The organism is Bradyrhizobium ganzhouense, from assembly GCF_049949285.1.
GTDB classification, from domain to species: Bacteria; Pseudomonadota; Alphaproteobacteria; order Rhizobiales; family Xanthobacteraceae; genus Bradyrhizobium; species Bradyrhizobium ganzhouense.
In genome coordinates this window covers 7617705-7644286 of record NZ_CP181318.1, presented here as the reverse complement: position 1 = coordinate 7644286, position 26582 = coordinate 7617705, and the positions used below count along the sequence as shown (strand labels likewise).

Below are 26582 nucleotides of genomic sequence, written 5' to 3'. Positions count from 1 at the left end.
TGAGCAGGAACAGCTTCAGCAAGCGGTGTGCCAGCGCGCCCCGCGCCTAGACCTGCGAGAAAAGGCTGGTTTGGGGCCGCAATAGCCGATATCCCGGGGCAGATTTGCAAAACGCCCGTCTCATTGTCGCGAGACGGCGTCTTGGCCGTGAGACTCAAGGATACGATTCGAAATGACCGAACCCGCTTTTGTCGCGGTGGACTGGGGCACCAGCAGCTTTCGGCTCTGGCTGGTCGATCGCGCCGGAAAGGTGCTGGCCGAGCGCCGCAGCGATGAGGGCATGATGGCCGCGGCCAAGGCCGGCTTTCCCGGTGTGCTGCAATCGCACCTTGCCGCGGTCGAGGCGCCGGCTCATCTGCCCGTTCTCGTTTGCGGCATGGCCGGTGCCAAGACCGGCTGGGTTGAGGCCGGCTATGTCGACACGCCGGCGTCGCTGCCGGCGATCCTGAAGCAGGCCGCGCGCGTGCCGGGGGAGGCGCGCGACATCCGCATCCTGCCGGGGATCGCGCAGCGCGACGCAAGAGCGCCGGACGTGATGCGCGGCGAGGAGACGCAATTGCTCGGCGCGCTCGGCCTCGCTGCCGCGGGCGAGGCGCTGGTCTGCATGCCCGGCACCCATTCGAAATGGGTGCGGGTCAAGGACGGCACGGTCGCGCATTTTTCGACGTTCATGACCGGCGAGCTCTTCAGCGTCGTGTCGCGCGAGACGATCTTGTCGCTCGCGGTAGCTGGTGCCGATGAGGCCGAGGATGTCGCGAGCTTCAAGGCGGCGGTGAAAGCCGCGTACGAAGCACCGGCCTTTGCCGCCAATCTCCTGTTCGGTGCGCGGTCGCGGCAGCTGCTGTTCGGCGGCACGCCGGCCGCGGCGCGCGAGACGCTGTCGGGGACGTTGATCGGTGTCGAGCTGGCGGCGGGTCTTTCAGGCTCTCTGCCGAAAGCCGGCATCACGCTGATCGCCTCGGGGCGGCTGGCGGCTCTGTACCGGCAGGCCTTCGACGCGCTGAAGGTCGACATGAACCCGATCGATGCGGATGAAGCGGTGCGCCGCGGCTTGTCGATGGCGGCTGCGGCGATCTGGACGAAGTAAAAAGGATTCTTGAGATGAGCGTTCCCTTTCCGGCGATGAAGCGGCCCCTGGTCGCGATCCTGCGCGGCGTCAAGCCCGAGGAGACCGAGGCCATCGTCGGCGTGCTGATCGAGGCCGGCATGACCGCGATCGAGATCCCCTTGAACTCGCCCGATCCGTTCCGCTCCATCGGACTCGCGGTGAAGCAGGCGCCGGCCGGCGTGTTGATCGGCGCAGGCACCGTGCTGACCACGGCGGATGTCGATCGCCTCAACGACGTCGGCGGCACGCTGATGGTCTCGCCGAATGTGGATACGCAGGTGCTGGCGCGTGCACATCAGTACGCCATGATCACACTGCCGGGCGTGTTCTCGCCGACCGAGGCGCTGCTTGCGGCACGCTCCGGCGCATCCGGCTTGAAGTTCTTTCCGGCGAGCGTGCTCGGCGCCTCCGGCATTGCGGCGATCCGCGCCGTGCTGCCGGCGGGCGTGATGATCGCCGCGGTCGGCGGCGTCTCCGACCAGAACTTTGCGGAATACATCAAGGGCGGTGTGACGGCGTTCGGGCTCGGCTCCAGCCTCTACAAGCCCGGCATGAGCGCGGCCGATGTTGCGGCCCGCGCGAAGGCGACAATCGCGGCCTATGATCGGGCGATTGTGAAAGACTGAGCAGGAATAAACAAGCCGTGATGCCGTCACAGCGGCTTTGTATCCTATCTTGCTCTACCAGCGAGATCAGGAGACCGACATGGCGATCAACAACATAGCCGATCTGTTCGTGGCAACGCTCGAACAGGCCGGCGTCAAGCGCATCTATGGCATTGTCGGCGACAGCCTGAACGGTTTCACCGAGGCGCTGCGCCGCCGCGGCACCATCGAATGGATCCACGTCCGCCACGAGGAAGTCGCGGCGTTCGCGGCCGCGGGCGAAGCCGAGATGACCGGCAGCCTTGCGGTGTGCGCCGGCTCCTGCGGCCCGGGCAATCTGCATCTGATCAACGGCCTGTTCGACGCGCATCGCAGCCGCGTGCCCGTGCTCGCGATCGCGGCGCAGATCCCGTCGGCCGAGATCGGCGGCGGCTATTTTCAGGAAACCCATCCGCAAAATCTGTTTCGCGAATGCAGCCATTATTGCGAGCTGATCTCGGATCCGAGCCAGCTGCCTTACGTGCTGGAGAACGCCATTCGCGCGGCTGTCGGTCTGCGCGGTGTGGCCGTCATTGCCATGCCCGGCGACGTCGCCTTCCGCTCACCGCCGAAGCGCGCGCTGTCGACGACGCGCGGACTCGCGCTGTCAGCGCCGAAGGTCGTGCCGCAGGCCGACGAGTTGAAGGCCCTCGCCGATCTCCTCAACAGCGCCGAGCGTATCACGCTGTTCTGCGGCCGCGGCTGCGCCGGCGCGCATGCGCCACTGATGCAGCTCGCAGAAAGCCTCAAGAGCCCGATCGTGCATGCGCTCGGCGGCAAGGAACATGTCGAATACGACAATCCCTACGACGTCGGTATGACCGGCTTCATCGGCTTCTCCTCGGGCTACGCCGCGATGCACGCCTGCGACGCGCTGGTGATGCTCGGGACTGATTTTCCCTACAAGCAGTTCTTCCCTGATGATGCGAAGGTTGCGCAGATCGACATTCGCCCGGAAAATCTCGGCCGACGCTGCAAGATCGATCTCGGCCTTGTCGGCGACGTCAGGCAGACGATCGAGGCGCTGCTGCCGCTGCTCAAGACCAAGACACAGCGCAAGCATCTCGACGATGCCGTTGCGCATTACAAGAAGGCGCGTGAGGGCCTCGACTCGCTCGCCAAGGGCACGCCCGGAGCTAAGCCGATCCATCCGCAATATCTCGCAAAAATCATCAGCGATCACGCGTCCGACGACGCCGTCTTCACCGCCGATGTCGGCACGCCGACGGTGTGGGCTGCGCGTTATCTCAACATGAACGGCCGCCGCCGGCTGATTGGCTCCTTCGTGCACGGCTCGATGGCCAACGCCATGCCGCAGGCGATCGGCGCGCAGGCCTCGCAGCCCGGCCGCCAGGTGATCTCGCTGTCGGGCGATGGCGGCTTCACCATGCTGATGGGCGATCTGATCACGCTGACGCAGATGAAGCTGCCGGTGAAGGTGGTGGTCTTCAACAACGGCGTGCTCGGCTTCGTCGCGCTGGAGATGAAGGCCGCAGGCTTCGTCGACACCAATGTCGATCTGGAGAATCCGGACTTCGCGGCGATGGCGCGCGCGATGGGCATCTTCGCCAAACGCGTCGAGGATCCCGGCGAGCTCCCCGGCGCGATGAAGGAGATTTTGGCCCATAACGGGCCGGCGCTACTCGACGTCGTCACCGCCAAGCAGGAGCTGTCGATGCCGCCGACCATCACGGCCGAACAGGTCAAGGGTTTCAGCCTCTGGGTGCTGCGCGCGGTGATGAGTGGCCGTGGCGACGAGGTCATCGACCTCGCGAAGACCAATCTGCTATCGCGCTAGCCGCGCTTCGCCGACGGCAACGGCAAGCGCTCGTGGCGGCGCTGGAAGCGCTGCCAGTGCAGCACGATGCCGATGATCGCCGCAGGGACGAAGCCGAGCACGATCAGCCAGTGCGGCAGCTCCTTCGGCGAGATGAAGGCAATCGCGATGTCCGAGATCAGCCAGAGCGCTGCGAACATCACCGCGAAATCCGTGCGGGGGCAGCGCAGATAGTAGAACACGGCGGTGATGACCACGGCGGGCCCGATCGCGATGGCGATCATGACCGCGGTCAGCTCCTTCGGCGTCACCGCGTCGAGCACCATCGACGCCAACAGCCAGATGGCGGCAAACATGGCGATAATGTCGATCGGATGCCGCAACCCAATACCTCTCGTGGGAACGCGCTATCGTTGTGTCCCGAATCCCGGTCGTCAAGTAAAATACGCCTATTCCTCGTCGTTTCCAGGCGTCGGGCGCAGCATGAAATGACCGAAAGCAGAGGCGATCGGCTTGTCCGGATCGTCCTGCCAGGCCCGCGCCTCGAAGGCGACGATACGCCGGCCCTGTTTCACGATTGAGACGTTGGCAAGGGTGTCCAGCGCCCGGCCGGAGCGCAGATAGTTGATGGTGAGCCCGATCGGTTTGGGCAGGGTGGCGATCCCGAGCTCGCGCCGCACGCCGAGGATCGCGGTGGTCTCGAGGAAGGCGCCGGTCATGCCGCCATGGATGGCGGGCAGGATCGGGTTGCCGATGATTCTTGGCGAGAACGGCATTGTCAGGGTGCCGTCATCATTGACGCGAATGCCGAGGCAGCGCGCGAACGGGCTGTTGGCGAACGGGCCGTCCGGATCCTCCGGCGCTTCCAGCGTCGGAATGCTGCGCGAGTCCATCCTGCGGTCCGCGAGCATGTTGGTGCGGTTGGCACCGATCATGAAGCAGGCGGTGGCGGTCGCCACCGGATCGTCCTCGGACTCCTGGTAAGCCGTGGAGCGCACGAAGGCGATCGACCGGGTGGTGCGGTAGCAGACCGAATGCGCCTTGATGGCGAGCCCGGGCGTGGCCGGCTTCTGGTAGTCGATGCGCAAATCGAGCGTTGCGATCGCGCTGGTGCCGTCGAGTGCGAGCTGTACCGCCATGCCGCAGCTCTCGTCCAGCATCGCGGTCACGACGCCGCCGTGCAGCACACCGGTCTCGGTGTCGCCGACGAAGACGGGGCGGTAGGGCAGGCTCGACCAGGCTTCGCCCGGCGCGAACCGGTCGAGCTGGAGCCCGCTGATATGGCCGTAATCGGATCGGCGGCCCTTGATGACTTCGGCGAGTTCCTCGAAAGGAAGCGTGGTCGATGAGGTGGACATGGTGACGTTCTAGACCAGTGTCGCGCGCCGCGCAAAACATCGCATGCATTGCTGTACGGCGGGTCGGCCGGGCCGGTTTGGCCTCGACAGAGCCGGCCGAAGCAACGATGGTGGGCGTTCGTCCACCGCGAGGAGTATCCCATGGCCGACCCCGAAACGCCCGCCAATCAGGGGCCTGTCACCATTTCGAGCTCGAGCTCCGAGCGGGCGCCAATCATCTATTTCGACGGCGCGTCCTGCTTCGGCCATCACAACGGTGCGATCCAGATCGAGCTCGCCGCGAACCTCTTGATGCCGATCGGTCCCGCTGTCAGGGTCGACGTGGTCCAGACCGCGCATCTGCGCTGCAGCCCGGCCGCGGCGCTGGCCTTGCGCGAAGCGCTCGACAAGGCGCTTGCGATGCTCAAGCTCGGACAGCAGCAGCCGGATGAAGCGATTCCGGCGGTGAAGAACTGAGCAAGAACTGAGCAAGAACTGAGATTGACAGCCATCCGGCTTTACGTCACTTTTCGCGCAGGTTGATACGACCTGCCGGTTGCGCCCTCCGTGGAACGGTGAATGTATCGAGCCCTGATCGGCCCCCTTTGCCCGAGCGACCGGGTCAGCAACGCAACCACCTGACACACCTGGATCGCTCATGCAGAGGACGAACCGATGCGCGATTTTCGCGATGCCAAGGCTATGGCGCAGACCCTGCGCGAAACCCTGACCACCAAGGCCGTCACCATCAGTCACAGCGAGAGCCTCGAGCTGGTGTCGAGGATGCTCGGCGTTGCCGACTGGAATACGTTGTCGGCGCTGCTTCACGCCGAGCGGCGCGACACGGCTGCGCCGCCTGCGCGGCTCAAGACGACGACGGCGCTTTATCCAGCCATTCCGCTGCGCGATCTCGTTCCGTTTCCGAACGCGACCTATCCGATGTTTGTGGGACGCGAGAAAACGATGCACGCCTTGAACCAGGCGTTCGAAGGTGGACGGGAAGTCGTGGTGGCGATCCAGCGGGAAGCGGCCGTCGACGATCCCCGATTTTCGGATGTCTATGAGATCGGCATCCTGGCCCAGCTGCTCGAGCTCGAACCGCTCGGCGATGGAACGCTCAGGGTGTTGACACGAGGTCTCCGGCGTGTCGCGCTACGCAGCTTCGCTGCTGAATCGGTCGCGTATCAGGCCGAGGTCGCTGACGTCAGTGAGGGCATAGCTCGTGATGCAAGGGACCTGATCCGACGGATCTATCAGCGCTTTCAGGATTACACGGCGGCTCACGGAATTCTTGTGCCGGACATCTGGCTGTTCTTCGATCAAACCCGAGATGCCGGACAGATCGCTGATATCATTGCGACCCGAATGAAGTTGCCGGTCAGCGGCAAATACGAGCTGTTGGCGACGCTTGATCCCGTGAAGCGGCTCGAGCGCATCGAGGCACTGCTTGACCTGCCGCAGCGCCCGGTTTCAGCAAACTACGCGGCCACGATACGGAAGGCGCTCAATCACGCCGACCGCCGTCACCATCAATATGCGACGCTTGAGCATTTGCTGCTCGCGCTGATCGATGATGCAGAAGCATCCGCCGTGTTGCGGGCCTGCAACGCCGATCTCGCCGGTTTGAGGCAGGGACTCGTGCAATATCTCGACAACGATCTCAAACATATCGTGACCGAGGTCGGGAGCGCCGAGCCCACGGCGGCCTTCAATCGCGTTGATCAGCGCGCCGCACTCCACGCCCAGGAGGTGGGTTACACTGCCGTGACCGGCGCCAACGCTCTAATTGCCCTGTTTCCGGAAACGCGAAGCCCCGCGGTACGCCTGCTCACCGAGCATGGCGTCTCCCGCGGAGGTGCCGTCAACGCGATTGCGCGAGGTGCAGGCTAGCGTGCGCAGCCCGCTTACGCCTTCGTCACGTGAACCTTTGCGGTATTGCCGCCGTTCCACTTGCCGTCCAGCGCGCGCTCGATCTGGGCGGCGAGTTGCAGCAGCAGGCCGTCATTGGCCTGCTTCGCGATGGCCTGGATGCCGAGCGGCAGGCCGTGGTCCTGGCTTGCCATCGGCATAGAGATTGCCGGCATGCCGCAGAGATTGGCGAGCGGCGTGAAGGCGAAGAAGCGCCAGAGATTGCCGAACCAGTCGAGTACATCGGGATTATCGGAGATGGTGAGATATTCCCTGGTACCGACCTTCGGTGTTGGCAGCGCCGTGATCGGCGTCAGGATCACGTCCCACTGCTCGAAGAAGCTGCCGAAGCCACGCGACGTCGTGTTGAATACGCCTTGCATCTTCGCCCGGTCGGCGAAGCTGGTGTGAAGCCCAGCCTCCCAGATCCGGATGTTCATCGGCTCGATCAGATCCTCCGGCGGGCGCTCCAGCCCGCGCGCGGCGAGCATATTGGAAATCACCACCGAGAAATTCGAGATGTAGCAGGTGGTCTGCGCTGCGAAGGCGGCGCGGAAATCGAGCTCGGGCAGTGCATAATCGACGTGGTGGCCGAGGCCTTCGAGGAAGCGGCCGGTCTTCTCCAGCTCGGCTGCGATCTCCGGCGTCGCGGTGTAGTCGCCCCAGGTATGCGACAGCGCGATGCGCAGCTTGGACGGGTCGCGCTTGATCATCTCGCTGTAGGGCTGCGCCGTGGTCCAGAACGGCATGAACTCGCCGGGCGCCGGCCCGCGGGCATGGTCGACGAAAGCGGCGGTGTCGCGCACCGTGCGCGACTGGCAGCCCTGGATCGAGACCAGGCCAGTGAGGTCCGACATGTGCGGCGCCAGCGAGAACACGCCGCGCGAGACCTTCAGCCCGATATTGCCGTTGACGCCGGCGGGAATGCGGATCGAGCCGCCGCCGTCGGTGGCGTGCGCGATCGGCACCACACCGGCCGCGACCATCGCGGCGCTGCCCGCCGACGAGCCGCAGGTGGTGTAGTCGGTATTCCAGGGATTGCGAGTGACATAGACGGCGGGATTGTCGGCCGATGAGCACACGCCGAATTCCGGCGTCGTCGTGCGCCCGATCAGGTTGAGGCCTGCCTGGCGGAATTTGCCTGTCAGGAACGTGTCAGCTGCTGCGCGATTGCCGCGCATCAGCAGCGAGCCCATCTCCTGCAGCCGGCCCTTCATGGTCGGACCCAGATCCTTCATCAGGAAAGGCAGGCCGGCGAACGGGCCGGCGAGATTGGCGCCGTCCTTGGCGGGATCGGCGATCACGTCATCGAACAGCTCGACCACGCCCGACAGCGTCGGATTGACCTTGGCCACGGCTGCCGCAGCCTGACGTGCCAGTTCCTTCGCCGTCAACTCGCCCTTACGGACGCGCGCCGCCAGGCCTACGCCATCGTGCTGCGCCCATTCGTTCCAGCTCATCGGCAAAGTCATGAAGTCCAAATCCTCTAAGGTGCGGGCCACCTTTTTCGCAAGGGCCCGCGTGAATCAACTGAGCCGGCGCGAAGGGCAGGGTTGCGCCGGGCGGAGAGGTCGCGGGGTCATAGAGCATGATCCGGAAAAGTGTGCCGCGGTTTTCCGACAAGATCATGCTCAAACAACAACCTAAAGCGCGACGTCGACCGCGCTTTAGGACAGCCGCGCGATCACCGCAACCGGTCCGCCGCCGGCCGGCCCCTGATGCTCGGCGCCGCCGGAGACGTAGACCGCGCTGGTGCCGGCAAGGCCGGCGATCAGGCCGCCGACCGCGGCGCGGGCATGGCGCGTCGAGCTGATATCGGTGTCTTCCAGCATGGTGTGGCGGAAGCCGCGCACGGTGCCGTCAGGCGAGGCCTCGGCCTTGGCGAGGATGTTGACGAGCTCGCGGCCAGTGCTGGTTTGTGGCGCGATGTCAAGGCCAACACTTTTCAATGCGGATACCACTGCAGGCGCATCGATCGCGTCGCTCATCACGGCATGCCCGATCGCGAATTCGCTCGCTGAAGTCTCCGAATTGCCGAGCACGATGACGACGTTGTGCATCAACTCGATCCCCGATGAGGTCGAGGCGACTTTCGAGAACAGATCGTAGCGCCGCAGCACGTCGTTGTCGCTGATGTCGGCGGCGATCTCGCCGAGCGCGACCGCAACGCCGAGCGCGGAGGCGCCGCGCGAATAGGCCATCGAGCTGTAGGCGCTGATCGTCGCCGTCTTGTTGCCGCGCGCTGCCGCCGCCTCGACACGCTCGCTGGTGAGCAACGGGCATTTGATCTGGACGAAATGGACGTCGGCAGCGTCAGTGATGCCCGCATCCGCCATCGCGGCCTTCACCGCCTCGGCCGTCTCGGTGATCTGTGCCGAGCGGCCAAGCTCTTCAGGCAGAAAATCGCGGGTCTGCGCCATGCCGATGCTCAGGCGCTTGCCGGTGATGCCTGGGAGCGGCTTCACAACTTGCTGGCGCGTGAACACCGTGATGTGTGGGCTGAGCACGCCCTCGGTGCCGCCGGACATCACGAACGCAATGCGCTGCTCGACCTCGTGCGGCGTCAGATCAAGCCTTGGCGCCAGCGCCGTGCACAGCGCGGCGACGGCATATTCCCGGGTGAAATCATTGACGCCGCCATTGCCCTCGGTCTTGCCGAGGATCGCGAGGATGGAAGCCGGATCGATCGCGCCTGTAACGATCAGGTTCATGAGGCCGGAAACGTCGCCGGGGCCCCTGGTGGCGACCTTGAAGACGCCGACCGATGTTGTCCGCATTGATGGTCCTCGTGGGAAGTTCGGTGGTCCGGCAGAGGCAACCAGCCGTGGAAGCGGCTGGATGTCAAGCGACTAACCGCACAATCTCACCCCGTCATCCTTCGAGGCTCGCTTTGCTAGCGCCACAGGATGACGGATCGGCTATTTTGGTCTGCCGCGACGCAAGAGAGAAGCCCTCGGCAACACCCCCACGATTGTGGCGAGATCGCATCCCCTCAACAAAAAATCCTCTGTCGACGGTTGCGCGCCGCACCTTGATGAATCAACTAAGGTTGGTTCATAAGCGGCGTCCCGCGGCCGGATTTCGGTTTGCGTCGCGTGCTTGGATATAAAAGGGATTCTCGCGTGGCAAATATCAACCAGAAGATTGCGCAGGAGCTTGGGGTACGGGCGGAGCAGGTCGAGGCGACGGTGACGCTGCTCGACGGCGGCGCCACGGTTCCCTTCATCGCGCGCTACCGCAAGGAAGCGACCGGTGCGCTCGACGACGCGCAATTGCGCACCCTGGAGGAGCGCCTGGGTTACCTGCGCGAGCTCGAAGACCGCCGCAAGGCCATCCTCGAATCAGTCCGCGAGCAGGGAAAGCTCGACGCCGCGCTGGAGGCCTCCATTCTCGCCGCCGACAGCAAGGCACGCCTCGAAGACATCTATCTGCCGTTCAAGCCGAAGCGCCGCACCAAGGCCGAGATCGCCAAGGAGGCCGGCCTCGAACCGCTCGCCAACCAGCTGATCGCGGAGTCCGGCAACGATCCCAAGGTCGTCGCCGAAGGTTTTGTCAACGCCGAGAAGGGCGTTGCTGATGCCGTGGCTGCGCTCGACGGCGCCCGCGCCATCCTGGTCGAACGTTTTGACGAAGACGCCGATCTGATCGGCGTGCTGCGCGAAGAGATGTGGACCAATGCGCGCATGGCCTCCAAGGTGCGCGACGGCAAGAAGACCGAGGGCGAAAAATTCGCCGATTATTTTGAGTTCTCCGAGCCGCTGACAAAACTGCCGTCGCACCGCATCCTCGCGATGTTCCGCGGCGAGAAGGAAGAGATCCTCGATCTCCAGATCCAGGCCGAGGCCGAAGTGCCGCCGGCGGGCGTCCCGGGCGCCTATGAACTGAAGATCATGAAGCGGTTCGGCATCGCCGATCTCAAGCGCGCCGGCGACCGCTGGCTGATCGACACCGTGCGCTGGGCCTGGCGCACCAAGATCCAGGTGCATCTGAATATCGACCTGCGCATGCGGTTGTGGAATGCGGCCGAAACCGAGGCCGTGCGGGTGTTCGCCTCGAACCTGCGCGACCTCCTGCTGGCGGCGCCCGCCGGCACCCGCGCCACCATGGGGCTCGATCCCGGCTACCGCACCGGCGTCAAGGTCGCGGTGACCGATGCGACCGGCAAGGTGGTCGATACCGCCGTGATCTATCCGCACGAGCCGCAGCGGCAGTGGAACGAGTCGCTCGCGATCCTCGGCAAGCTCGCCATCAAGCATCGCGTCGAGCTGATCGCGATCGGCAACGGCACCGCCTCGCGCGAAACCGACAAGCTCGCGGGCGATCTCGTCAAGGGCCTCGCCGAATTGAAGATGAGCAAGATCGTGGTGTCGGAAGCCGGCGCGTCGGTCTATTCGGCCTCGGCTTTCGCTTCGGAGGAATTGCCTGATCTGGACGTCACCCTGCGCGGCGCGGTCTCGATCGCCCGTCGTCTGCAGGATCCGCTCGCCGAGCTCGTCAAGATCGAGCCGAAGGCGATCGGCGTCGGCCAGTACCAGCACGATCTCGGCCAGGCCAAGCTCGCCAAGTCGCTCGATGCCGTGGTCGAAGATTGCGTGAACGCGGTCGGCGTCGACGTCAACACCGCCTCGGCACCGTTGCTCGCCCGCGTCTCGGGCGTCGGCTCCGGCCTGGCCCAGAGCATCGTGGCCCATCGTGACGCCAACGGCCCGTTCAAGTCGCGCAAGGCGCTGAAAGAAGTGCCGCGGCTCGGCCCGAAGGCGTTCGAGCAGTGCGCCGGCTTCCTGCGCATCCTCGGCGGCGAGGATCCGCTCGATGCCTCGGGCGTGCATCCGGAAGCCTATCCGGTGGTGCGCCGGATTCTCAGCGCCACCAAGAGCGACATCAAGGCGCTGATCGGCAGCAGCGAGGTCGTTCGTACGCTGAAGCCGAAGGATTTCGTCGACGAGACTTTTGGTTTGCCGACCGTCACCGATATCTTGCGAGAGTTGGAGAAGCCCGGCCGCGACCCGCGTCCGGCGTTCAAGGCCGCGGTATTCAAGGAGGGCGTCGAGGAGATCAAGCATCTCCAGAAGGGCATGATCCTCGAGGGCACCGTGACCAACGTCGCCGCCTTCGGCGCCTTCGTCGACATCGGCGTGCACCAGGACGGCCTCGTGCACATCTCGGCGATGTCGAAAACCTTCATCAAGGATCCGCGCGAGGTGGTGAAGCCCGGCGACATCGTCAAGGTGAAGGTGCTGGACTTCGAGGTCGCCCGCAAGCGCATCTCGTTGACCCTGCGGCTCGACGACGAGGTCGGCGCCAAGAAGGACGCCCCCGGCATGCAGCGCGACAACAGCGCACGCAACCCCGCCCGCATGACGTCATCGGCCCCGCGCAATCAGGAGTCTTCCGGCGGTGGCGGAGCCCTCGCCGAGGCAATGCGCCGCGCGGCGGAAAAGAACGGCGGCAAGCGGGCGTAGGTCTCGAACCTCTCCCCGCTTGCGGGGACAGGCCGGAATTCGCGCGCAGCGCGGATTCCGGGTGAGGGGCCGGGCAACCTGCGGGCCAGATCAACGCTCTATCCGACTCCCGCGCATCGCAATCCCAACTCAAAATCACATTCGCGGAAAGAGCCCCTCACCCCACCCTCTCCCCGTAAGAACGGGGCGAGGGAGTAATGGAGTGACACGCCCCTAACACCAGCGTCAGAATCTGGCGCATTTGTAAGTTGAAGGAGAAGGCTCCTTCTTCTCATCTGAGCATCCTCGTGCGGCGCGGTCACCGCCGCACTGCAAGGAGGATGGTTCGATGAACAACAAGCTTCTCAAAGGTCTCACTGCGGCGACGATCGCAGCGGTGATGGCACTCGCTTCGCCTGTGCTCGCCCGAGGTGGTGGTGGCGGCGGTGGCGGCGGCCATGGCGGTGGCGGCTTCGGCGGAGGTGGACGCGGCGGCTTCGGCGGTGGGATGCACGGCGGTGGCTTCGGTGGTGGCATGCACGCGGGTGGCTTCGGAGGAATGCATGTCGGCGGCATGGGCGGCGGTGCGCATTTCGCCCATGTCGGTGGACCAGGCTTTAGTGGAGCGGCCTTCGGCGGCGCGCGCTTCGCGCATGCGGCGATCGGGCCGCGCTTCGTCGGCGCCGGCGCCGGCTGGCACGGCCGGCCCTTCATCGGCCGGCATGCCTTCTTCTTCCACCACCATCATTTCCGCCGTTTCGCCGTCTTCGGCGCGCCTTACTACTACTCCAACTATTACGACGATGGCTGTTGGCGCAGGAGCTTGACGCCCTATGGGTGGCAATGGGTCAATGTGTGCGGGGGAAATTGGTACTAGCATCGCCGTACCGCACCATTGTCGCGATCGCCACCGGGTGGTTCCGCTCAGCCCCGGAACGGGATAGTCTGGTGGCGATCGTCGCGCGGAGTTTGTCATGACCGGAGGCCACCGTCGCATCCTGGTCGTCGAGGACGATCCGGAAACCGCAGGCCAGCTCGTCGAGGAGCTGACGACATCTGGCTATGACGTCGATCTCGCCGCCACCGGGCGCGAAGCCCTCAGCCATGGCGTGGCGCGCGACTATGCCGTGATCACCATCGACCGCATGCTGCCCGACATCGACGGCATCGCCGTGATGCGGCAAATGCGCGACGACGGCGTTGCCTCGCCTTTCCTGATCATCTCCGCGCTCGGCGAGGTCGACGACCGCGTACGCGGCTTGCGCGCCGGCGGCGACGATTATCTCGTCAAGCCGTTCTCCTTCGTCGAGCTTCTCGCGCGCCTCGAGGCGCTCGGTCGCCGCAGCGAGACCATCGCCAAGGAAACGATTCTGCGTGTCGGCGATCTCGCGGTCGATCTGATCGCGCGCAATGCCAGCCGCCGCGGCCGCAAGATTCCGCTGCTGCCGCGCGAGTTCCAGCTGCTCGAATATCTCGTGCGCAACGAGGGCCGCGTGGTCTCGCGCGCGATGCTGCTCCAGCATGTCTGGGACCTGCATTTCGATCCCTCCACCAACATCATCGACGTCTATGTCGGACGCGTCCGCCGCAAGGTCGACGATGCCCAGGCCTATCCATTGATCCACACCATTCGCGGCATTGGATATTGCCTCCGTGCTCCTGGCTAACACGCTTCGTTCCTCGACCTTCCGCCTGGCGCTGATCGCGATTGCGATCTTCGGCCTGATCGTCGCGGCGATCATGGCGTATGTCTATTTCGGCACGCTCGCCTATGTGCGGAGCCGGGTCGGCGATACCGGCGACCACAGCGGCTTCACCGCGATGCTCGAGTTTGCGATGATCGCGGTTGCCGTACTGCTCGTGGTGCTGGCCGGCCTCGCCGCCGTGCTGGTGACGCGGCGCACGGTCGGGCGGATCGAGGAGATCAATGCCACCAGCCGCGCCATCATGCTGTCCGGCCTCGACCGGCGTATTCCGCTGCGCGGCAGCCATGACGAATGGGACCGTGTCGCCGAAAACCTCAATCAGATGCTCGACCGCATCGAGACGCTGATGGGCGAGGTCAAGCAGGTCAGCGACAATGTCGCCCACGATCTGCGCACGCCGCTGACGCGCATGCGTGGCCGGCTAGAAAAGGCCTATCACGCCCCGCGCAACAGCGAGGCCGACGCCGGCCTGATCGGCGATACCATCGCGGATCTCGATGCGGTGCTCGGCATGTTCGCCTCGATCACACGGATCTCGGAGATCGAGACTCGCGCCCGCAGGAGCGCGTTTCGCGCGCTCGACCTCGCCGAGATCGCCGGTGAGGTCGTCGAGCTCTACGACGCCGCCGCCGAACAGGTCGCGACGCGCCTGAACCTCGGCGGCGATCGCGAGGTCGCCGTGACCGGCGACCGCGACCTGTTGTTCGATGCCATCGCTAATCTGGTCGACAACGCGATCAAGCATGGGCGCCCGGGTGGAAAGGTGACGGTGACCTGCCGCAACACCCGGGACGGCGCGACGATCGCCATTGCCGATGATGGTCCAGGCATTGCCGCCGATCAGCATGATCACGTGTTCAAGCGCTTTTACCGGCTCGAGCAGAGCCGCTATACGCCCGGCAACGGCCTGGGCCTGAGCCTGGTCGCGGCGGTGTCGCGGCTCCACGGCGCCGAGATCGCGCTGCATGACAACGCGCCGGGCCTGACGGTCCAGCTCAGCTTCCCGATCGCCCTATAGCTCGATCACGCCACGCCGCGCCGCATGCGCCACGGCATCGGTCCGGCCGGTGGCATCCAGCTTGTCGAGCAGCGAGCCGACGTGGAATTTCACGGTATGCACGGAGATGCTGAGCTGACGCGCGATCATCTTGTTGGAGGCGCCTTCCGCCATCAATGCCAGCACGTCGAGCTCGCGCTGCGTCAGCGCGATGTCTTCAGGCATGACGCGCCGATCGCGCGCGACGACGCTCGCATTGGCGGTCTCGCCGGGCGCGGCAAGGCGAAGCCCCGCGACACTGCCGAGCAGCGTCGCGAGGCGGTCGGCCAGCGCAGGATCGTCGATCTCCAGGGACAGCACGATCTCGGGTACGTTGTCGTCGCTCACGCCTCCGGCCTCTCGCCAATCGTGACCTTGAAGTTCACCGGCTCGCCGCCGCGGCGGACTGCGACATCGACCACCTGGCCGACGCTCGCGGGTCCCAGTGTCCGCAATAGCGCGCGCACGCCGGCGAGCTTCTGGCCGTTGACCGCCACGATGACGTCGCCCTGGCGGATGCCGGCCGTGGCCGCCGGACCTGCCTTGTCGACATTCATCACCATCGCGCCGATGCCGTCGTCGAGCCGCAGCGGCTGCAGTCCGAGCCCGAGATAGCCGCGCGCGATGCGGCCGCGCGTTTCGAGCTGCGCCGCGACGCGCTCGATCGTCGCCGTCGGGATCACCAGCACGCGCCGCGGTCCCAAGACGGTCATGCCGAAAGCCTCGCCCGAGGCATCGAGGGCAAGGCCGCCTTCCTGGCTCGGACGCAGGCGAACATCGAGCTCGATCCGCGCATCGATCTCGCCGCCGCGCAAGGAGCGCCAGCCCTTGCCTGAAACCGACACCATTCCGAGCGCCGCGCTCGGCGCATCGCGATTGGTAGCGACCACGACCGACAGCGTGCCGAGGACGGGGACCGTCGCGGCGAGCTTGACCGGCGTGAGGTTGGTATCGGCGCGCAGCAACGCGATATCGGTGGTGTGGTCGCGGCCGACGATGGTGGCGGCAACCGTGCTGCCGTCGGCAAGGGCGATCTGGACCTCGCCCTCGTCGGCCAGCGCCTCGTCGGCGGTCGCGATCAGGCCGGGCTTCCAGACGAAGCCGGTTGAGCGGGAGCGATGCGAATGCACGGTGACGACGGACGGCGCGATGCGCGCCACGACGTCCGCGAGGGCGGACGATAATGAGGTGAGAGGAGTGAGGTCGGTCATGGAAGGCTCCTGTAAGTTGTCCACAATCTGGGATGTCGCGGGCCATTGCGAAACTGGCCGGGTGGCCAGTCCTCCCTGGCCACGGCCGACGAACAGGGGATTGGGGGCCGCTCACGGGAACGTGTGGCAATCTTTAAACTGCGTTGTGAGGCCTCAGGGGAGTGGGCGACCTGATAGCCGGGCGCGCAAGCTGCTCGGGAGCGGGTCAATGCCAAAGCCGCGGTCGCGCCGCCGTGCCGATGACGTTGTCCCAGCGATAGGAATAGCCGACGCCGATGATGTAGTCCGGCGAATTCCGGTTGAGGCCGAAGGCCACGTGGAAGTCGAGTTGCTCGGTCCGGTTCAAGAGGTAGCCGCCGCCGACATTGAGCAGCGCCGTGTTCGCGCCGCGCGACGGATATTCGCCGACATATTCGGCGAACAGCGCCAGCTTCTCGCTGACCTTCCGTTCGATCACGAAGGTCGCCTCGCTGGTCTGGTGATTGGGAAGATCCGATGGGCGGAAGAAGCTCGTGAACATGCCGCTGATGCCCCAGCCGCCACCGAGCTCGTAGGACCAGGGAAATTGCAGATACGGTTGTAAGCCTGCGCCTGTGATCGCGGGCGTGCCGGTCGGCAGGCCGACGCCGAACACCACCGAGAGGTTCGCAGGCTCCGGCAGTCCGCTGACCTGCCATTTCACGCCGGGGGTGACATTGGTGAAACCTGAGTCGACCGTGCCGGTCAGCCGCCCGACATAGCTGGGAACATCGACCAGCACTTCGAGGCAGGGCGCGACGCCGAAGCGGAGACGGCTGTTGCTGCCGTCAAAGCCTTTGCCGGCGCTCTGGCCGGAGGTGTTGAGGCCATTCTCGATCTGGATGCTGCCATCAGGCACGACCAGGCTGGAATTGGTCACGTCAGGGCGATCGGTCGCGATCTCCGATTGCGGTGAGGGACATTCACCGGCCTCAGCCATGCCGGGGCATTGCGCGGCGGCAAGGAGGCCGGCGCAACACAACAAAACCCGCCAACGCTGCAGGACAATTCCCAAAACCACAGATGCGCTCTTCGAAAGCAGGTCGCTTGCTGGCAATTGGACCCCATGGTAGCACGCGATGGATCACGCGCCTGCCAGAGCAGACTTGCTTCCCCCGGATTTTATTCCCGACATGACCGATTTTCGCGGCGTCTTTCCCTACCTCGTCTCGCCCGTCGGCACTGACGGCACGGTGCGGACGGACGTACTCGCAAAGCTCTGCGACGATTTGATCGGGGCCGGCGTGCACGGGCTGACGCCGCTCGGCTCGACCGGCGAGTTCGCCTATCTCAATGCCGCGCAGCGCATGGCGATCGTGCAGGCCACGATCGAGGCCGCGAGGGGACGCGTGCCGGTCGTGGCCGGCGTCGCCTCGACCTCGACGGCCGATGCAGTGGCACAGGCGAAGGCCTACCAAAAGCTCGGCGCTAACGGCATTCTGGCGATTCTCGAGGCCTACTTCCCGCTCGCCGATGCCCAGGTCGAATCCTATTTCCGCAGTATCGCGGATGCCGTGGACATTCCGGTCGTCATCTACACCAACCCGCAATTTCAGCGCTCGGACCTGACCCTCGACATCATCGCGCGTCTCGCCGAGCATCCGCGCATCGGCTACATCAAGGATGCCTCGACCAACACCGGGCGGTTGCTTTCGATCATGAACCGCTGCGGCGATCGCTTGCGCGTGTTCTCGGCCTCCGCCCACATCCCGGCCGCGGTGATGCTGATCGGCGGCCTCGGCTGGATGGCGGGACCGGCCTGCATCATCCCGCGCCAGAGCGTGGCGCTCTACGATCTCTGCCAGGCCGGCCGCTGGGATGAGGCCATGGCGCTCCAGCGCAGACTGTGGCGCATCAATGAGGCCTTCGCCCGCTTCAATCTCGCAGCCTGCATCAAGGCCGGCCTCGCGATCCAGGGCTATGACGTCGGCGACCCCGTCCCGCCGCAGGCCGCACTGACGGCCGATGCGCGCAAGGTCGTGGAGGCGGCATTGCGAGAGCTGGCGTAGCCGCCCATAGGACGGCTTCGCTTCCGCTCGTCTATGCCGGGCATGACGAATCCATGATCCCACCGCCCAAAAGCGCGGCTGGCCTCGCATGCCTCGATCCGCTAAAAGGCAGCCCGAATTTCAAGAGACCCTGAGGACCCTGCGGAATGAACATTCTTCCCGGCAATTTGCGTTTCGGAGCGGGCCAGCCCGTCAAGCGTTTGGAAGACCAGCGGCTGCTCACCGGGAAGGGGCAATTCATCGACGACAAGCCGGAGGATGGCGCGCTGTGGTTGCACGTGCTGCGCTCGCCCCATGCGCACGCGAAGATCGTCTCGATCGACACCGGCGTGGCTGCATCGATGGCTGGCGTCACCGCGATCTACACCGGCGCCGATCTGATCAAGGACGACGTCGGCACCATCCCGACGCTGAGCATCTTCAAGCGCCCAGACGGCAAGCCGATGACGGTGCCGCCGCGCCGGCTGCTCGCCCATGAGGTCGTGCGCTACACCGGCGAGGCGGTGGCGGCGGTGGTGGCTTCGTCGCGTGCGGAGGCCCAGAGCGCGGCTGAAGCGATCGTGATCGAATACGACGTGCAGCCCGCGGTGGTCGATCCCGTGGAGGCCGTGAAACCCGGCGCGCCGGTGGTGTGGCCTGAGGCGCCCGACAACATCGTCGGCGCGATGAGCTATGGCGATGCTGCGAAGGTGGACGAGGCCTTCGCCAGGGCCGCGCACACGGTCGAGCTCGATCTCGTCAGCCAGCGCCTCGTGCCCTCGGCGATGGAGCCGCGCTCGACCATTGCCGAGATCGACAAGAAGACCGGCCGTCTCCTCCTGCACGTGCAGTCGCAGACACCGGCCTCGACCCGCGACGTGCTGGCTGAAGCTGTGCTCAAGCGTCCCAAGGACAGCGTGCGCGTGCTGGTCGGCGACATCGGCGGCGGCTTTGGCCAGAAGACCAATCTCTATCCGGAAGACGGCATCGTCGCCTATGTCGCGACCAAGCTGAACAGGAAGATCCGCTGGCGCGGCGACCGCACCGACGAATTCGTCGGCGGCACCCACGGTCGCGATCTCACCTCGACGGCCTCTTTCGCGCTGGACGAGAAGGGCAAGGTGCTGGCCTATCGCGTCACCTCGATCGGTTGCACCGGTGCCTATTCCTCGGGCGCGGCAAACATCATTCCGCTGGTGCTTGGTCCCTTCGTGCAGACCGGCGTCTATGACCTGCCGCTGGTGCATTTCGAGATCAAGTCGGTGATGACCCACACCGCACCGGTCGGCGCCTATCGTGGTGCGGGTCGTCCGGAAGCTGTCTTCATCGTTGAGCGCCTGTTCGACGCCGCCGCGCGAAAAATCGGCATGGATCCGCGCGCGATCCGCAAGGCGAACTACATCAAGCCGGCGCAGCTGCCCTACACCAATGCCGCCGGTCAGGTGTACGATTCCGGCGCATTCGCCCACATGCTCGATCGCGCGGTCAAACTTGCGGACTGGGATGGCTTTGCCGCGCGCAAGAAGGCGGCGAAGAAGAAAGGCCTGCTCTACGGCCGCGGCCTGACCTCCTACATCGAATGGACCGGCGGCCGCGCCCACACCGAGAAGGTCAGCCTGCACGCGACCTCGCAAGGCCGGGTCGTGCTGCATTCCGGCACCATGGCGATGGGGCAGGGGCTGCAGACCACCTACACCCAAATGATCTCCGACTCGCTCGGCATTCCCATGGACAAGATCGACGTCGTCCAGGGCGATACTGACCTGGCCACGGGTTTTGGCAGCGTCGGCTCGCGCTCGCTGTTCGTCGGCGGTACCGCCGTGGCGGTCTCCTCCAACGATCTGATCCAGAAGGCGCGCGAGAAGGCAGCGAACGTGCTGGAGACTTCGGTCGAGGACATCGAGTATCAGGGCGGCATGCTCACCGTGGTCGGCACCGACCGCCGCATCAGCCTGTTCGACATTGCTGAAAAGGAGACCGGCGCCAAGCTCAGCGTCGATTCCGAAGGTGAGGTCGATGGTCCCAGCTGGCCGAACGGCACGCATATCTGCGAGGTCGAGATCGATCCGGAGACCGGCGTCTCCCGCGTCGTGCGCTACACCACGGTCGACGACGTCGGTGTGGCCGTGAACCCGATGCTGGTCACGGGGCAGATCCATGGCGGCGTCGCGCAGGGCATCGGCCAGGCGCTGTATGAGGGCGTGTCGTATGATGCCGATGGTCAGCTGCTGACCGCAAGCTATCAGGACTATTGCATCCCGCGCGCTGATGACGTCCCGCCGATCGTGGTGACGCTGGACGATTCCGCGCCCTGCCGCACCAATCCGCTCGGCGCCAAGGGCTGCGGCGAATCCGGCGCCATCGGCGGCCCGCCTTGCGTCACCAACGGCGTGATGGATGCGCTTGCCGAGCTCGGCATCACCCAGCTCAACACGCCGCTGACGCCGCAGAAGATCTGGAAGGCGATCAAGGACGCGAAGGCGGCTTAGTTGCAGCTAGTGCTGCTGCGACAATCTCTGCTGTCGTCCCGGCGAAGGCCGGGACCCATAACCACAGGGCGTGGTTTAGCGAAGACTCGTAGTTGTCAGCTCGCGCCACAACTCCTCCCTGTGGGTATGGGTCCCGGCCTTCGCCGGGACGACAGCGGAGTGTGCAGCGCCAGCTCGGCTAAATCCCCAGCATCATCTTCGCAATAATATCGCGCTGGATCTCCGACGTGCCGCCGAAGATCGTGTAGGCGCGGCCGTTGAGATATTCGGGCACCACCGTCAGCATGTCCTCAGGCAGCGCGGGCTCGTGGTTGAGCTTGTAGAGCGGGCGCATCGGTTCGACGGCGAGGGCATCGTGGCCAATCACGTCGACGCCGAGCTTCGTCACGGCCTGCCGGATCTCGCTGTTGCGCAGCTTCAGGATCGACGACACCGCACCGGGATTTTGCCCGGTCTGCAGTGCCGAGAGCACGCGCAGCTCCGTCATTTCCAGCGCGTCGATGTCGATCTCGACCTCCGAGATGCGGGACGCGATGTCAGGGCTGTCGATGGCGCGTCCTGTGAGATCGGACTCCGCCAGCTCGGTGATGGCGCGGAGCCCCTCGCGCAGCTTGGCGGACGCAATGCCTGAGCCGCGCTCGAATTCGAGCAGGTACTTGCCGTAGGTCCAGCCCTTGCCTTCGTCGCCGACGCGGTTGGCCACGGGCACCCGCACGTCGTCGAAAAACACCTGGTTGACCTCGTGGTCGCCGCCGATGGTCAGGATCGGGCGCGTCGTGACCCCCGGGGTCTTCATGTCGATCAGAATAAAACTGATGCCGTCCTGCTGCCGCGGCCCATCGCTGGTGCGCACCAGCGCGAACATGCGGTTGGCATGGTGGGCATGCGTGGTCCAGATTTTCGTGCCGTTGATGATGTAGTCGTCGCCGTCGCGCACGGCGCGCGTCTTCAGCGAGGACAGATCGGAGCCGGAGCCCGGCTCGGAATAGCCCTGGCACCAGTAGTCCTCACCGGAGAGAATGCGCGGCAGGTAGAAATTCTTCTGCTCAGGCGAGCCGAAGCCGATGATGACGGGCCCGACCATCTTCACGCCCATTACATTCACATTGGGCACGCCAGCCCGCGCGCATTCGCTCTCAAAGATCCAGCGCTGCGCTGGCGTCCAGCTCGGGCCGCCATGGTCGACCGGCCAGCCCGGCGCGCCCCAGCCCTGCCTGTGCAGCGCGCGCTGCCAGGCCATGCCGATGTCGGGGTCGGAGAACACCGAAGGCGTCAGCGCGGTGGCGCGCTTGATCTCGTCGGTGAGATTCTTGGCGATGAAACCGCGCACCTCGCTCTGAAAGGCGCGCTCTTCGGCATTGAACGACAGGTCCATGATGCGCTCCTCGTGTCAGGCGGGTTGGGTGGTGCGGCTGAGCTGGGCATGGCGGCCATAGTGGTGCGCGCTGCCGCCGAACAGCGTGTCGAAGGCAACAAGCCGCTTGAAATAAGCGCCGACCTCAAGCTCCTCGGTGACACCCATGCCGCCGTGGAGCTGGATCGATTGCTCTCCCACGAAGCGCGCGCATTTGCCGATCTTGGCCTTCGCAGCCGAAGCGGCGCGCGCTCGCTCGACCGGCGGCTGATCTGCCTTCAGCGCGGCACGCAGCGCAATCGAACGGGCTTCGTCGACCTGGATGGCCATGTCGGCGAGGCGATGGCGGATCACCTGGTTGGCGGACAGCGGCCGGCCGAACTGCTTCCTGATCTTGGTGTAGTCCAGCGTGGTGTCGAGCAGCGTCTGCATGATGCCGACGGCTTCCGCACCGAGCGCCGCCATGGCGCGATCGACGGCCCATTCGATCGCCGGCAGCGCGTCCTTGCTGTCGCCGAGCAGGGCATCGTCCGCCAGCTGCACGCCTGACAATTCGATGTTGCAGGCGCGCCCACCGCCGAGGCGCGGATAGTCGGAGATCGCAAGGCCTGGCGCCGTTGCCGGCACCAGAAACAGGCCGATCCGCCCTGATGGCCCCTGATGATCATGAACATGCGCGGAGACGATGATCTCGTCGGCGGCATGACCGTCGAGCACGGCGATCTTGCTGCCGGAGAGGCGCCAACCCTGCGCCGTCTTGTTGGCGGTGGTCGCGACCTTGGCGAGATCGAACCGCGCCGCGCGCTCGGAATGCGCAAACGCAAGTTTCAATGATCCATCCGCGACCTTTGGCAGGCTCGCCTGCTTCTGAGCTGCGCTGCCGCACTTCTCGATCAGCGCGGCCCCGAGCACGACGGTCGCAATATACGGCTCCGACACCAGCCCGCGGCCAAAAGCTTCCATCAAAATGCCGATCTCGACCGGCCCGCCGCCGAGGCCGTCAAACTCTTCGGGGATCGGCAGCGCCAGCCACCCGAGCTCTGCGAACTGCTTCCAAACCGCTGGACTGAAGCCGAGCGGATCGTTCGCCGTCTTGCGGCGGTGGTCGGCATCGTAGCTCTCGGCCACGAAGCGTTCCGCGCTCTCGCGCAGCAGCCGTTGCTCGTCGGTGAGATTGAGATCCATGTCCTTACTCCGCGGCTGCCGGCTTGCGCACGGAGGGATGCAGTCCGGATGGATCGACCACCATGCCGAACTCCTGAAGGTTGTGGGCGTGACAGAGCTGATGCAGGGCAAAAGCCTGGTCGATCGCGGCGGGCTGGCCCATCACGTCGACGGAGCGGTTCACGGCTTCCTTGGTCAGCTTCAGCGCAAAGGACGGTTTTGCTGCGATCCGGCGCGCCAGCTCCAGCACGCGCGCGGACAATTCGGCGCGCGGCACGACCTGGTTGACCATGCCGAGCAGATGCGCCTCCTCGGCGCTCCAGCTGTCGGCCGTGAACAGGAATTCCTTGGCCTTGCGCGGTCCAAGCTCCCAGGGATGAACGAACCATTCGACGCCGCAGACACCCATGGTGACGACGGGATCGCAGAACTGCGCGTCGTCGCTGGCAACGATGAGGTCGCAGGCCCAGGCCAGCATCAGCCCGCCGGCGATGCACTTGCCGTGCACCTCGGCGATCATCGGTTTCGCCAGGTTGCGCCAGCGCCGCGTGATCTGGAGATATATTTCCTGCTCGCGGGCGAAGCGGCCGTGCGCGTTGGTCTCGGCAAAGCCGCCCCAATTTCCAATCGGCGGAAAATCGATACCTGCGGCATTCTTAGCCCCGGGACGTAGATCGTGGCCGGAGGAGAAGTGCGGCCCGTTGCCCGCGAGGATGATCACCTTGACCGCGTCGTCCTGGACCGCCGCGTCGAAGGCGGCGTTGAGGTCGTAGGTCATTTGCAGGTTCTGCGCATTGCGCGCGTCGGGCCGGTTCATCACGATCCGGGCAATCGCCGGCTCCGGCCGCTCCACGAGGATGGTCTCGAACGAGGACATGGCGCGCTCCCCTACCATTTTTCGTCTTGTTTGCTTCGAGTTGACTATGCCGCCCGGTGATAGGCAAGAGGCTTGCGTCAGTTGGCTGCTTTTCGCGCCGTTCGCGCGGGATAGCTGGCGCCGTGTGCGCTCAATCTGGTAGTTTGCGCCCGATTCCACCGGGAGAAATTTGATGCGCAAGATCCTGACCGTGCTGGCGGCGCTGGCGTCGCTCAGCCTGACCAATTGCGGCTACAACGCGATCCAGAGCGAGGACGAGCAGATCAAGGCCAACTGGTCCGAGGTGGTGAACCAGTATCAGCGCCGCGCCGATCTCGTGCCCAACCTTGTCAACTCGGTGAAGGGCTTTGCGCAGCAGGAAAAGGATGTGCTGCTCGGCGTCACCAATGCGCGGGCCAAGGTCGGCAGCATCCAGGCGACACCGGAGGTGCTGAACGATCCCGCCGCGTTCCAGAAATTCCAGGCCGCCCAGGGCGAGCTCTCCAGCGCGCTGTCGCGGCTCCTTGTGGTCACGGAAAATTATCCGCAGCTCAAGTCGGACGCGCTGTTCAAGGACTTGATGTCCCAGCTCGAAGGCACCGAGAACCGCATCACGGTTGCGCGAAACCGCTACATCAAGGCGGTGCAGGACTACAACGTCACCATCCGCTCATTCCCGAGCAACCTCACCGCGATGATGTTCGGCTACAAGGAGAAGCCGAACTTCTCGGTCGAGAACGAGAAGGAGATCTCGACCGCGCCGAAGGTTGATTTCAACCCGGCGCCCGCGCCGTCCAAGTAAGCGCGTCCGCCACGATGCGCGCCCCACCCACCGCCGTCATTCCCCGCGAAAGCGGGGAATCCAGTATGCCGCGGCTTCTCCGCAATCCGCCGGCGTCTCTGGAATACTGGATCGCCCGGTCCCGGCTCCGCCAAAGGCTTCGCCGGGCGCCGCAGTATTGGGCCGGCGAAGCGTTAGCGAAGACGGCAAGCCGGGCGATGACACTGAATGTGTGGCGTGCAACCATTGTTGCGGCGCTCTTCCTCGCCTTCGTCGTCTCCGCTTTCGCCGATGTCGCGGTGCCCCAACTCACCGGCCGCGTGGTCGACCGGACCGGTACGCTGTCGAGCAGCGATATCGCTGCGCTGTCGCAAAAGCTCAGCGATTTCGAAACGCGCAAAGGCAGCCAGATCGCCGTACTGATCGTGCCGACGACGGATCCGGAAACGATCGAGCAGTTCTCGATCCGCGTCGCGGAGGCCTGGAAGATCGGCCGCAAGAAGGTTGACGACGGCGCGATCCTCGTTGTTGCCAAGAACGACAGGCATCTGCGCATCGAGGTCGGCTACGGCCTCGAAGGCGCGCTCACCGACATCACCTCGCGGCGGATCATCGACGAGGTCATCACGCCAAAATTCAGGGACGGTGATTTCGCCGGCGGCATCTCGGCCGGCGTCGACAGGATGATGCGCGTCGTCGACGGCGAGCCGCTGCCGGTTCCCTCACGCAGCGTGAATTTTGCCAATCTGGACCAGATCGGGCCGCTCGCCCCGGTCATCCTGTTTGCCTCGCTCGCCGTCGGCGGCTTCCTGCGCGCGCTGCTGGGGCGATTGCTGGGCTCGGTCGCGGCCGGCAGCGTGATCGCCATCCTGGCGTTGCTCATCGTCGGATCCGGTGCGTTAGCCCTGCTCGCCGGGATCATCGGCTTTGTGCTGTCCTTCATCGCCGATCTCTTTCCGGCATCGACGGGGTCGTCGCGTGGCGGGTCGTGGTCGGGCGGTTCCTCGTCGGGGGGCTGGAGCAGCGGATCGTCGTCCAGTGACAGCGGCAGCTTCAGCGGAGGCGGCGGCAGCTTTGGTGGCGGCGGCGCCTCGGGGAGCTGGTAGTCATGAGCATTGGGCGCATCACCCGGCATCTCCTCCAGCACCATTGGCGCGCCAGGCAAGTGTTTCCGCAGAGCGTGCTCGACCGTATCGAGCAGGCCATCAAGCAAGGCGAAGCGACGCATTCCGGCCAGGTCCGCTTCGTCGTCGAAGGCGCGCTCGACGGCCGTCCGCTGTTCCGCAATCAGCATGCCCGCGAGCGCGCGCTCGACGTGTTCTCGCATTTGCGGATCTGGGACACCGCGCACAATAACGGCGTGCTGATCTACCTGCTGCTGGCCGACCGCGACGTCGAGATCATCGCCGACCGCGGCATCGATGCGAAGGTGGGTGCTGCGGGCTGGGAGAGCATTTGCCGCGCGATGGAGGCGGAGTTTGGCTCAGGCCAATTCGAGCGCGGCGTGGTCGACGGCATCGCGGCGGTGTCGCGTGAGCTGGCGAAGCACTTCCCGCCTAGAGGGCCGCATCGCAACGAGCTGCCGGATGCGCCGGTGGTGATGTGAAGGATCGCTGACACTCTCTCCCCGTCACCCTGAGGTGGCCGCTTCTTCAGCGGCCCTCGAAGGGCGCCGGCCCGGCTGCGACAGCGCGGCCGTTGATCCTTCGAGGCTCCCGGCGCGGTGCTACGCACCGCGCCACTCGCACCTCAGGATGACGGGTC

24 protein-coding genes are annotated in these 26582 nt (G+C 65.3%); 14 read left to right on the top strand and 10 right to left on the bottom strand.

The window, feature by feature from the left end; all coding sequences use genetic code 11:
- Positions 1–172: 172 nt before the first annotated feature.
- From ACLFLU_RS35530 to poxB, 3 genes are all read left to right on the top strand, one after another.
- The gene (locus tag ACLFLU_RS35530; protein ID WP_426409330.1) at positions 173–1087 is read left to right on the top strand and encodes a 2-dehydro-3-deoxygalactonokinase; all 915 of its coding nucleotides are present in this window, start codon (positions 173–175) and stop codon (positions 1085–1087) included.
- A gap of 14 nt (positions 1088–1101) precedes the next feature.
- Positions 1102–1734: a 2-dehydro-3-deoxy-6-phosphogalactonate aldolase gene (locus ACLFLU_RS35525; RefSeq protein ID WP_426409329.1), complete on the top strand. Its 633-nt coding sequence runs from the start codon at positions 1102–1104 to the stop codon at positions 1732–1734.
- A gap of 79 nt (positions 1735–1813) precedes the next feature.
- On the top strand, positions 1814–3550 hold the full coding sequence (poxB, locus tag ACLFLU_RS35520) for a ubiquinone-dependent pyruvate dehydrogenase (protein ID WP_426409328.1): 1737 nt from the start codon (positions 1814–1816) through the stop codon (positions 3548–3550).
- On the opposite strand, the gene ACLFLU_RS35515 is transcribed toward poxB, so the two are convergent.
- Together ACLFLU_RS35515 and ACLFLU_RS35510 are read right to left on the bottom strand one after the other, a co-directional pair.
- Complete coding sequence (locus ACLFLU_RS35515; RefSeq protein ID WP_426409327.1) at positions 3547–3912, bottom strand: hypothetical protein; 366 nt, start codon at positions 3910–3912, stop codon at positions 3547–3549. The genes poxB and ACLFLU_RS35515 overlap by 4 nt on opposite strands.
- 66 nt (positions 3913–3978) lie before the next feature.
- Positions 3979–4887 carry a PaaI family thioesterase gene (locus tag ACLFLU_RS35510; RefSeq protein ID WP_426409326.1) on the bottom strand — a complete coding sequence of 303 codons (909 nt, stop codon included), beginning with the start codon at positions 4885–4887 and terminating at the stop codon, positions 3979–3981.
- A 141-nt stretch (positions 4888–5028) separates the two neighbouring features.
- Between ACLFLU_RS35510 and ACLFLU_RS35505 the strand changes: the two genes are divergently transcribed.
- Both ACLFLU_RS35505 and ACLFLU_RS35500 read left to right on the top strand, forming a co-directional pair.
- A complete protein-coding gene (locus tag ACLFLU_RS35505) occupies positions 5029–5343 on the top strand; it encodes a hypothetical protein (RefSeq protein WP_426409325.1) in 315 nt (104 codons plus the stop codon).
- Between the two features lie 198 nt (positions 5344–5541).
- Entirely contained in the window at positions 5542–6756 is a 1215-nt protein-coding gene (locus ACLFLU_RS35500; protein ID WP_426409324.1) for an LON peptidase substrate-binding domain-containing protein, read from the top strand.
- Between the two features lie 14 nt (positions 6757–6770).
- Here the strand turns inward: ACLFLU_RS35500 and ACLFLU_RS35495 are convergent, their stop codons facing one another.
- Entirely contained in the window at positions 6771–8246 is a 1476-nt protein-coding gene (locus tag ACLFLU_RS35495) for an amidase (protein WP_426409323.1), read from the bottom strand.
- 195 nt (positions 8247–8441) lie between these two features.
- Positions 8442–9551, bottom strand: a complete 1110-nt coding sequence (locus ACLFLU_RS35490) for a ring-opening amidohydrolase (protein ID WP_426409322.1) — start codon at positions 9549–9551, stop codon at positions 8442–8444.
- Positions 9552–9896: 345 nt separating this feature from the next.
- Between ACLFLU_RS35490 and ACLFLU_RS35485 the strand changes: the two genes are divergently transcribed.
- From ACLFLU_RS35485 to ACLFLU_RS35470, 4 genes are all read left to right on the top strand, one after another.
- Positions 9897–12236: a Tex family protein gene (locus tag ACLFLU_RS35485; protein WP_426409321.1), complete on the top strand. Its 2340-nt coding sequence runs from the start codon at positions 9897–9899 to the stop codon at positions 12234–12236.
- 328 nt (positions 12237–12564) lie between these two features.
- On the top strand, positions 12565–13092 hold the full coding sequence (locus tag ACLFLU_RS35480; protein WP_426409320.1) for a hypothetical protein: 528 nt from the start codon (positions 12565–12567) through the stop codon (positions 13090–13092).
- A gap of 97 nt (positions 13093–13189) precedes the next feature.
- Positions 13190–13882, top strand: a complete 693-nt coding sequence (locus tag ACLFLU_RS35475) for a response regulator transcription factor (protein ID WP_426409319.1) — start codon at positions 13190–13192, stop codon at positions 13880–13882.
- Complete coding sequence (locus ACLFLU_RS35470) at positions 13869–14939, top strand: sensor histidine kinase (RefSeq protein WP_426409318.1); 1071 nt, start codon at positions 13869–13871, stop codon at positions 14937–14939. The genes ACLFLU_RS35475 and ACLFLU_RS35470 overlap by 14 nt, the downstream gene beginning before the upstream one ends.
- Here the strand turns inward: ACLFLU_RS35470 and ACLFLU_RS35465 are convergent.
- The 3 genes from ACLFLU_RS35465 to ACLFLU_RS35455 form a co-directional block, all read right to left on the bottom strand.
- Complete coding sequence (locus tag ACLFLU_RS35465; protein WP_426409317.1) at positions 14934–15305, bottom strand: response regulator transcription factor; 372 nt, start codon at positions 15303–15305, stop codon at positions 14934–14936. The genes ACLFLU_RS35470 and ACLFLU_RS35465 overlap by 6 nt on opposite strands.
- On the bottom strand, positions 15302–16168 hold the full coding sequence (locus tag ACLFLU_RS35460; protein WP_426409316.1) for a S1C family serine protease: 867 nt from the start codon (positions 16166–16168) through the stop codon (positions 15302–15304). The genes ACLFLU_RS35465 and ACLFLU_RS35460 overlap by 4 nt, the downstream gene beginning before the upstream one ends.
- Before the next feature lie 205 nt (positions 16169–16373).
- Complete coding sequence (locus tag ACLFLU_RS35455; RefSeq protein WP_426409315.1) at positions 16374–17126, bottom strand: transporter; 753 nt, start codon at positions 17124–17126, stop codon at positions 16374–16376.
- Between the two features lie 193 nt (positions 17127–17319).
- On the opposite strand from ACLFLU_RS35455, the gene ACLFLU_RS35450 reads away from it, so the two are divergent.
- Positions 17320–18195, top strand: a complete 876-nt coding sequence (locus ACLFLU_RS35450; RefSeq protein ID WP_426409314.1) for a dihydrodipicolinate synthase family protein — start codon at positions 17320–17322, stop codon at positions 18193–18195.
- 146 nt (positions 18196–18341) lie between these two features.
- The gene (locus ACLFLU_RS35445; protein WP_426409313.1) at positions 18342–20663 is read left to right on the top strand and encodes a xanthine dehydrogenase family protein molybdopterin-binding subunit; all 2322 of its coding nucleotides are present in this window, start codon (positions 18342–18344) and stop codon (positions 20661–20663) included.
- 178 nt (positions 20664–20841) lie between these two features.
- Here ACLFLU_RS35445 and ACLFLU_RS35440 read toward each other — a convergent pair whose 3' ends face one another.
- Genes ACLFLU_RS35440 through ACLFLU_RS35430 form a run of 3 tightly spaced genes read right to left on the bottom strand, consistent with a single transcriptional unit; the run spans position 20842 to position 24058 of the window.
- Positions 20842–22038, bottom strand: a complete 1197-nt coding sequence (locus ACLFLU_RS35440; protein ID WP_426409312.1) for an acyl-CoA dehydrogenase family protein — start codon at positions 22036–22038, stop codon at positions 20842–20844.
- A gap of 15 nt (positions 22039–22053) precedes the next feature.
- Positions 22054–23202, bottom strand: coding sequence for an acyl-CoA dehydrogenase family protein (locus tag ACLFLU_RS35435; protein ID WP_426409311.1), 1149 nt, complete (start codon positions 23200–23202; stop codon positions 22054–22056).
- Positions 23203–23206: 4 nt separating this feature from the next.
- Entirely contained in the window at positions 23207–24058 is an 852-nt protein-coding gene (locus tag ACLFLU_RS35430; RefSeq protein ID WP_426409310.1) for an enoyl-CoA hydratase, read from the bottom strand.
- 172 nt (positions 24059–24230) lie between these two features.
- Here ACLFLU_RS35430 and ACLFLU_RS35425 point away from each other — a divergent pair, with 172 nt between their 5' ends.
- The 3 genes from ACLFLU_RS35425 to ACLFLU_RS35415 all read left to right on the top strand — a co-directional run bounded on the left by ACLFLU_RS35425 (position 24231) and on the right by ACLFLU_RS35415 (position 26424).
- Positions 24231–24839, top strand: coding sequence for a LemA family protein (locus ACLFLU_RS35425; RefSeq protein WP_426409309.1), 609 nt, complete (start codon positions 24231–24233; stop codon positions 24837–24839).
- Between the two features lie 197 nt (positions 24840–25036).
- The gene (locus tag ACLFLU_RS35420) at positions 25037–25924 is read left to right on the top strand and encodes a TPM domain-containing protein (protein ID WP_426409308.1); all 888 of its coding nucleotides are present in this window, start codon (positions 25037–25039) and stop codon (positions 25922–25924) included.
- A gap of 2 nt (positions 25925–25926) precedes the next feature.
- The gene (locus ACLFLU_RS35415) at positions 25927–26424 is read left to right on the top strand and encodes a TPM domain-containing protein (RefSeq protein WP_426409307.1); all 498 of its coding nucleotides are present in this window, start codon (positions 25927–25929) and stop codon (positions 26422–26424) included.
- Positions 26425–26582 lie beyond the last annotated feature (158 nt).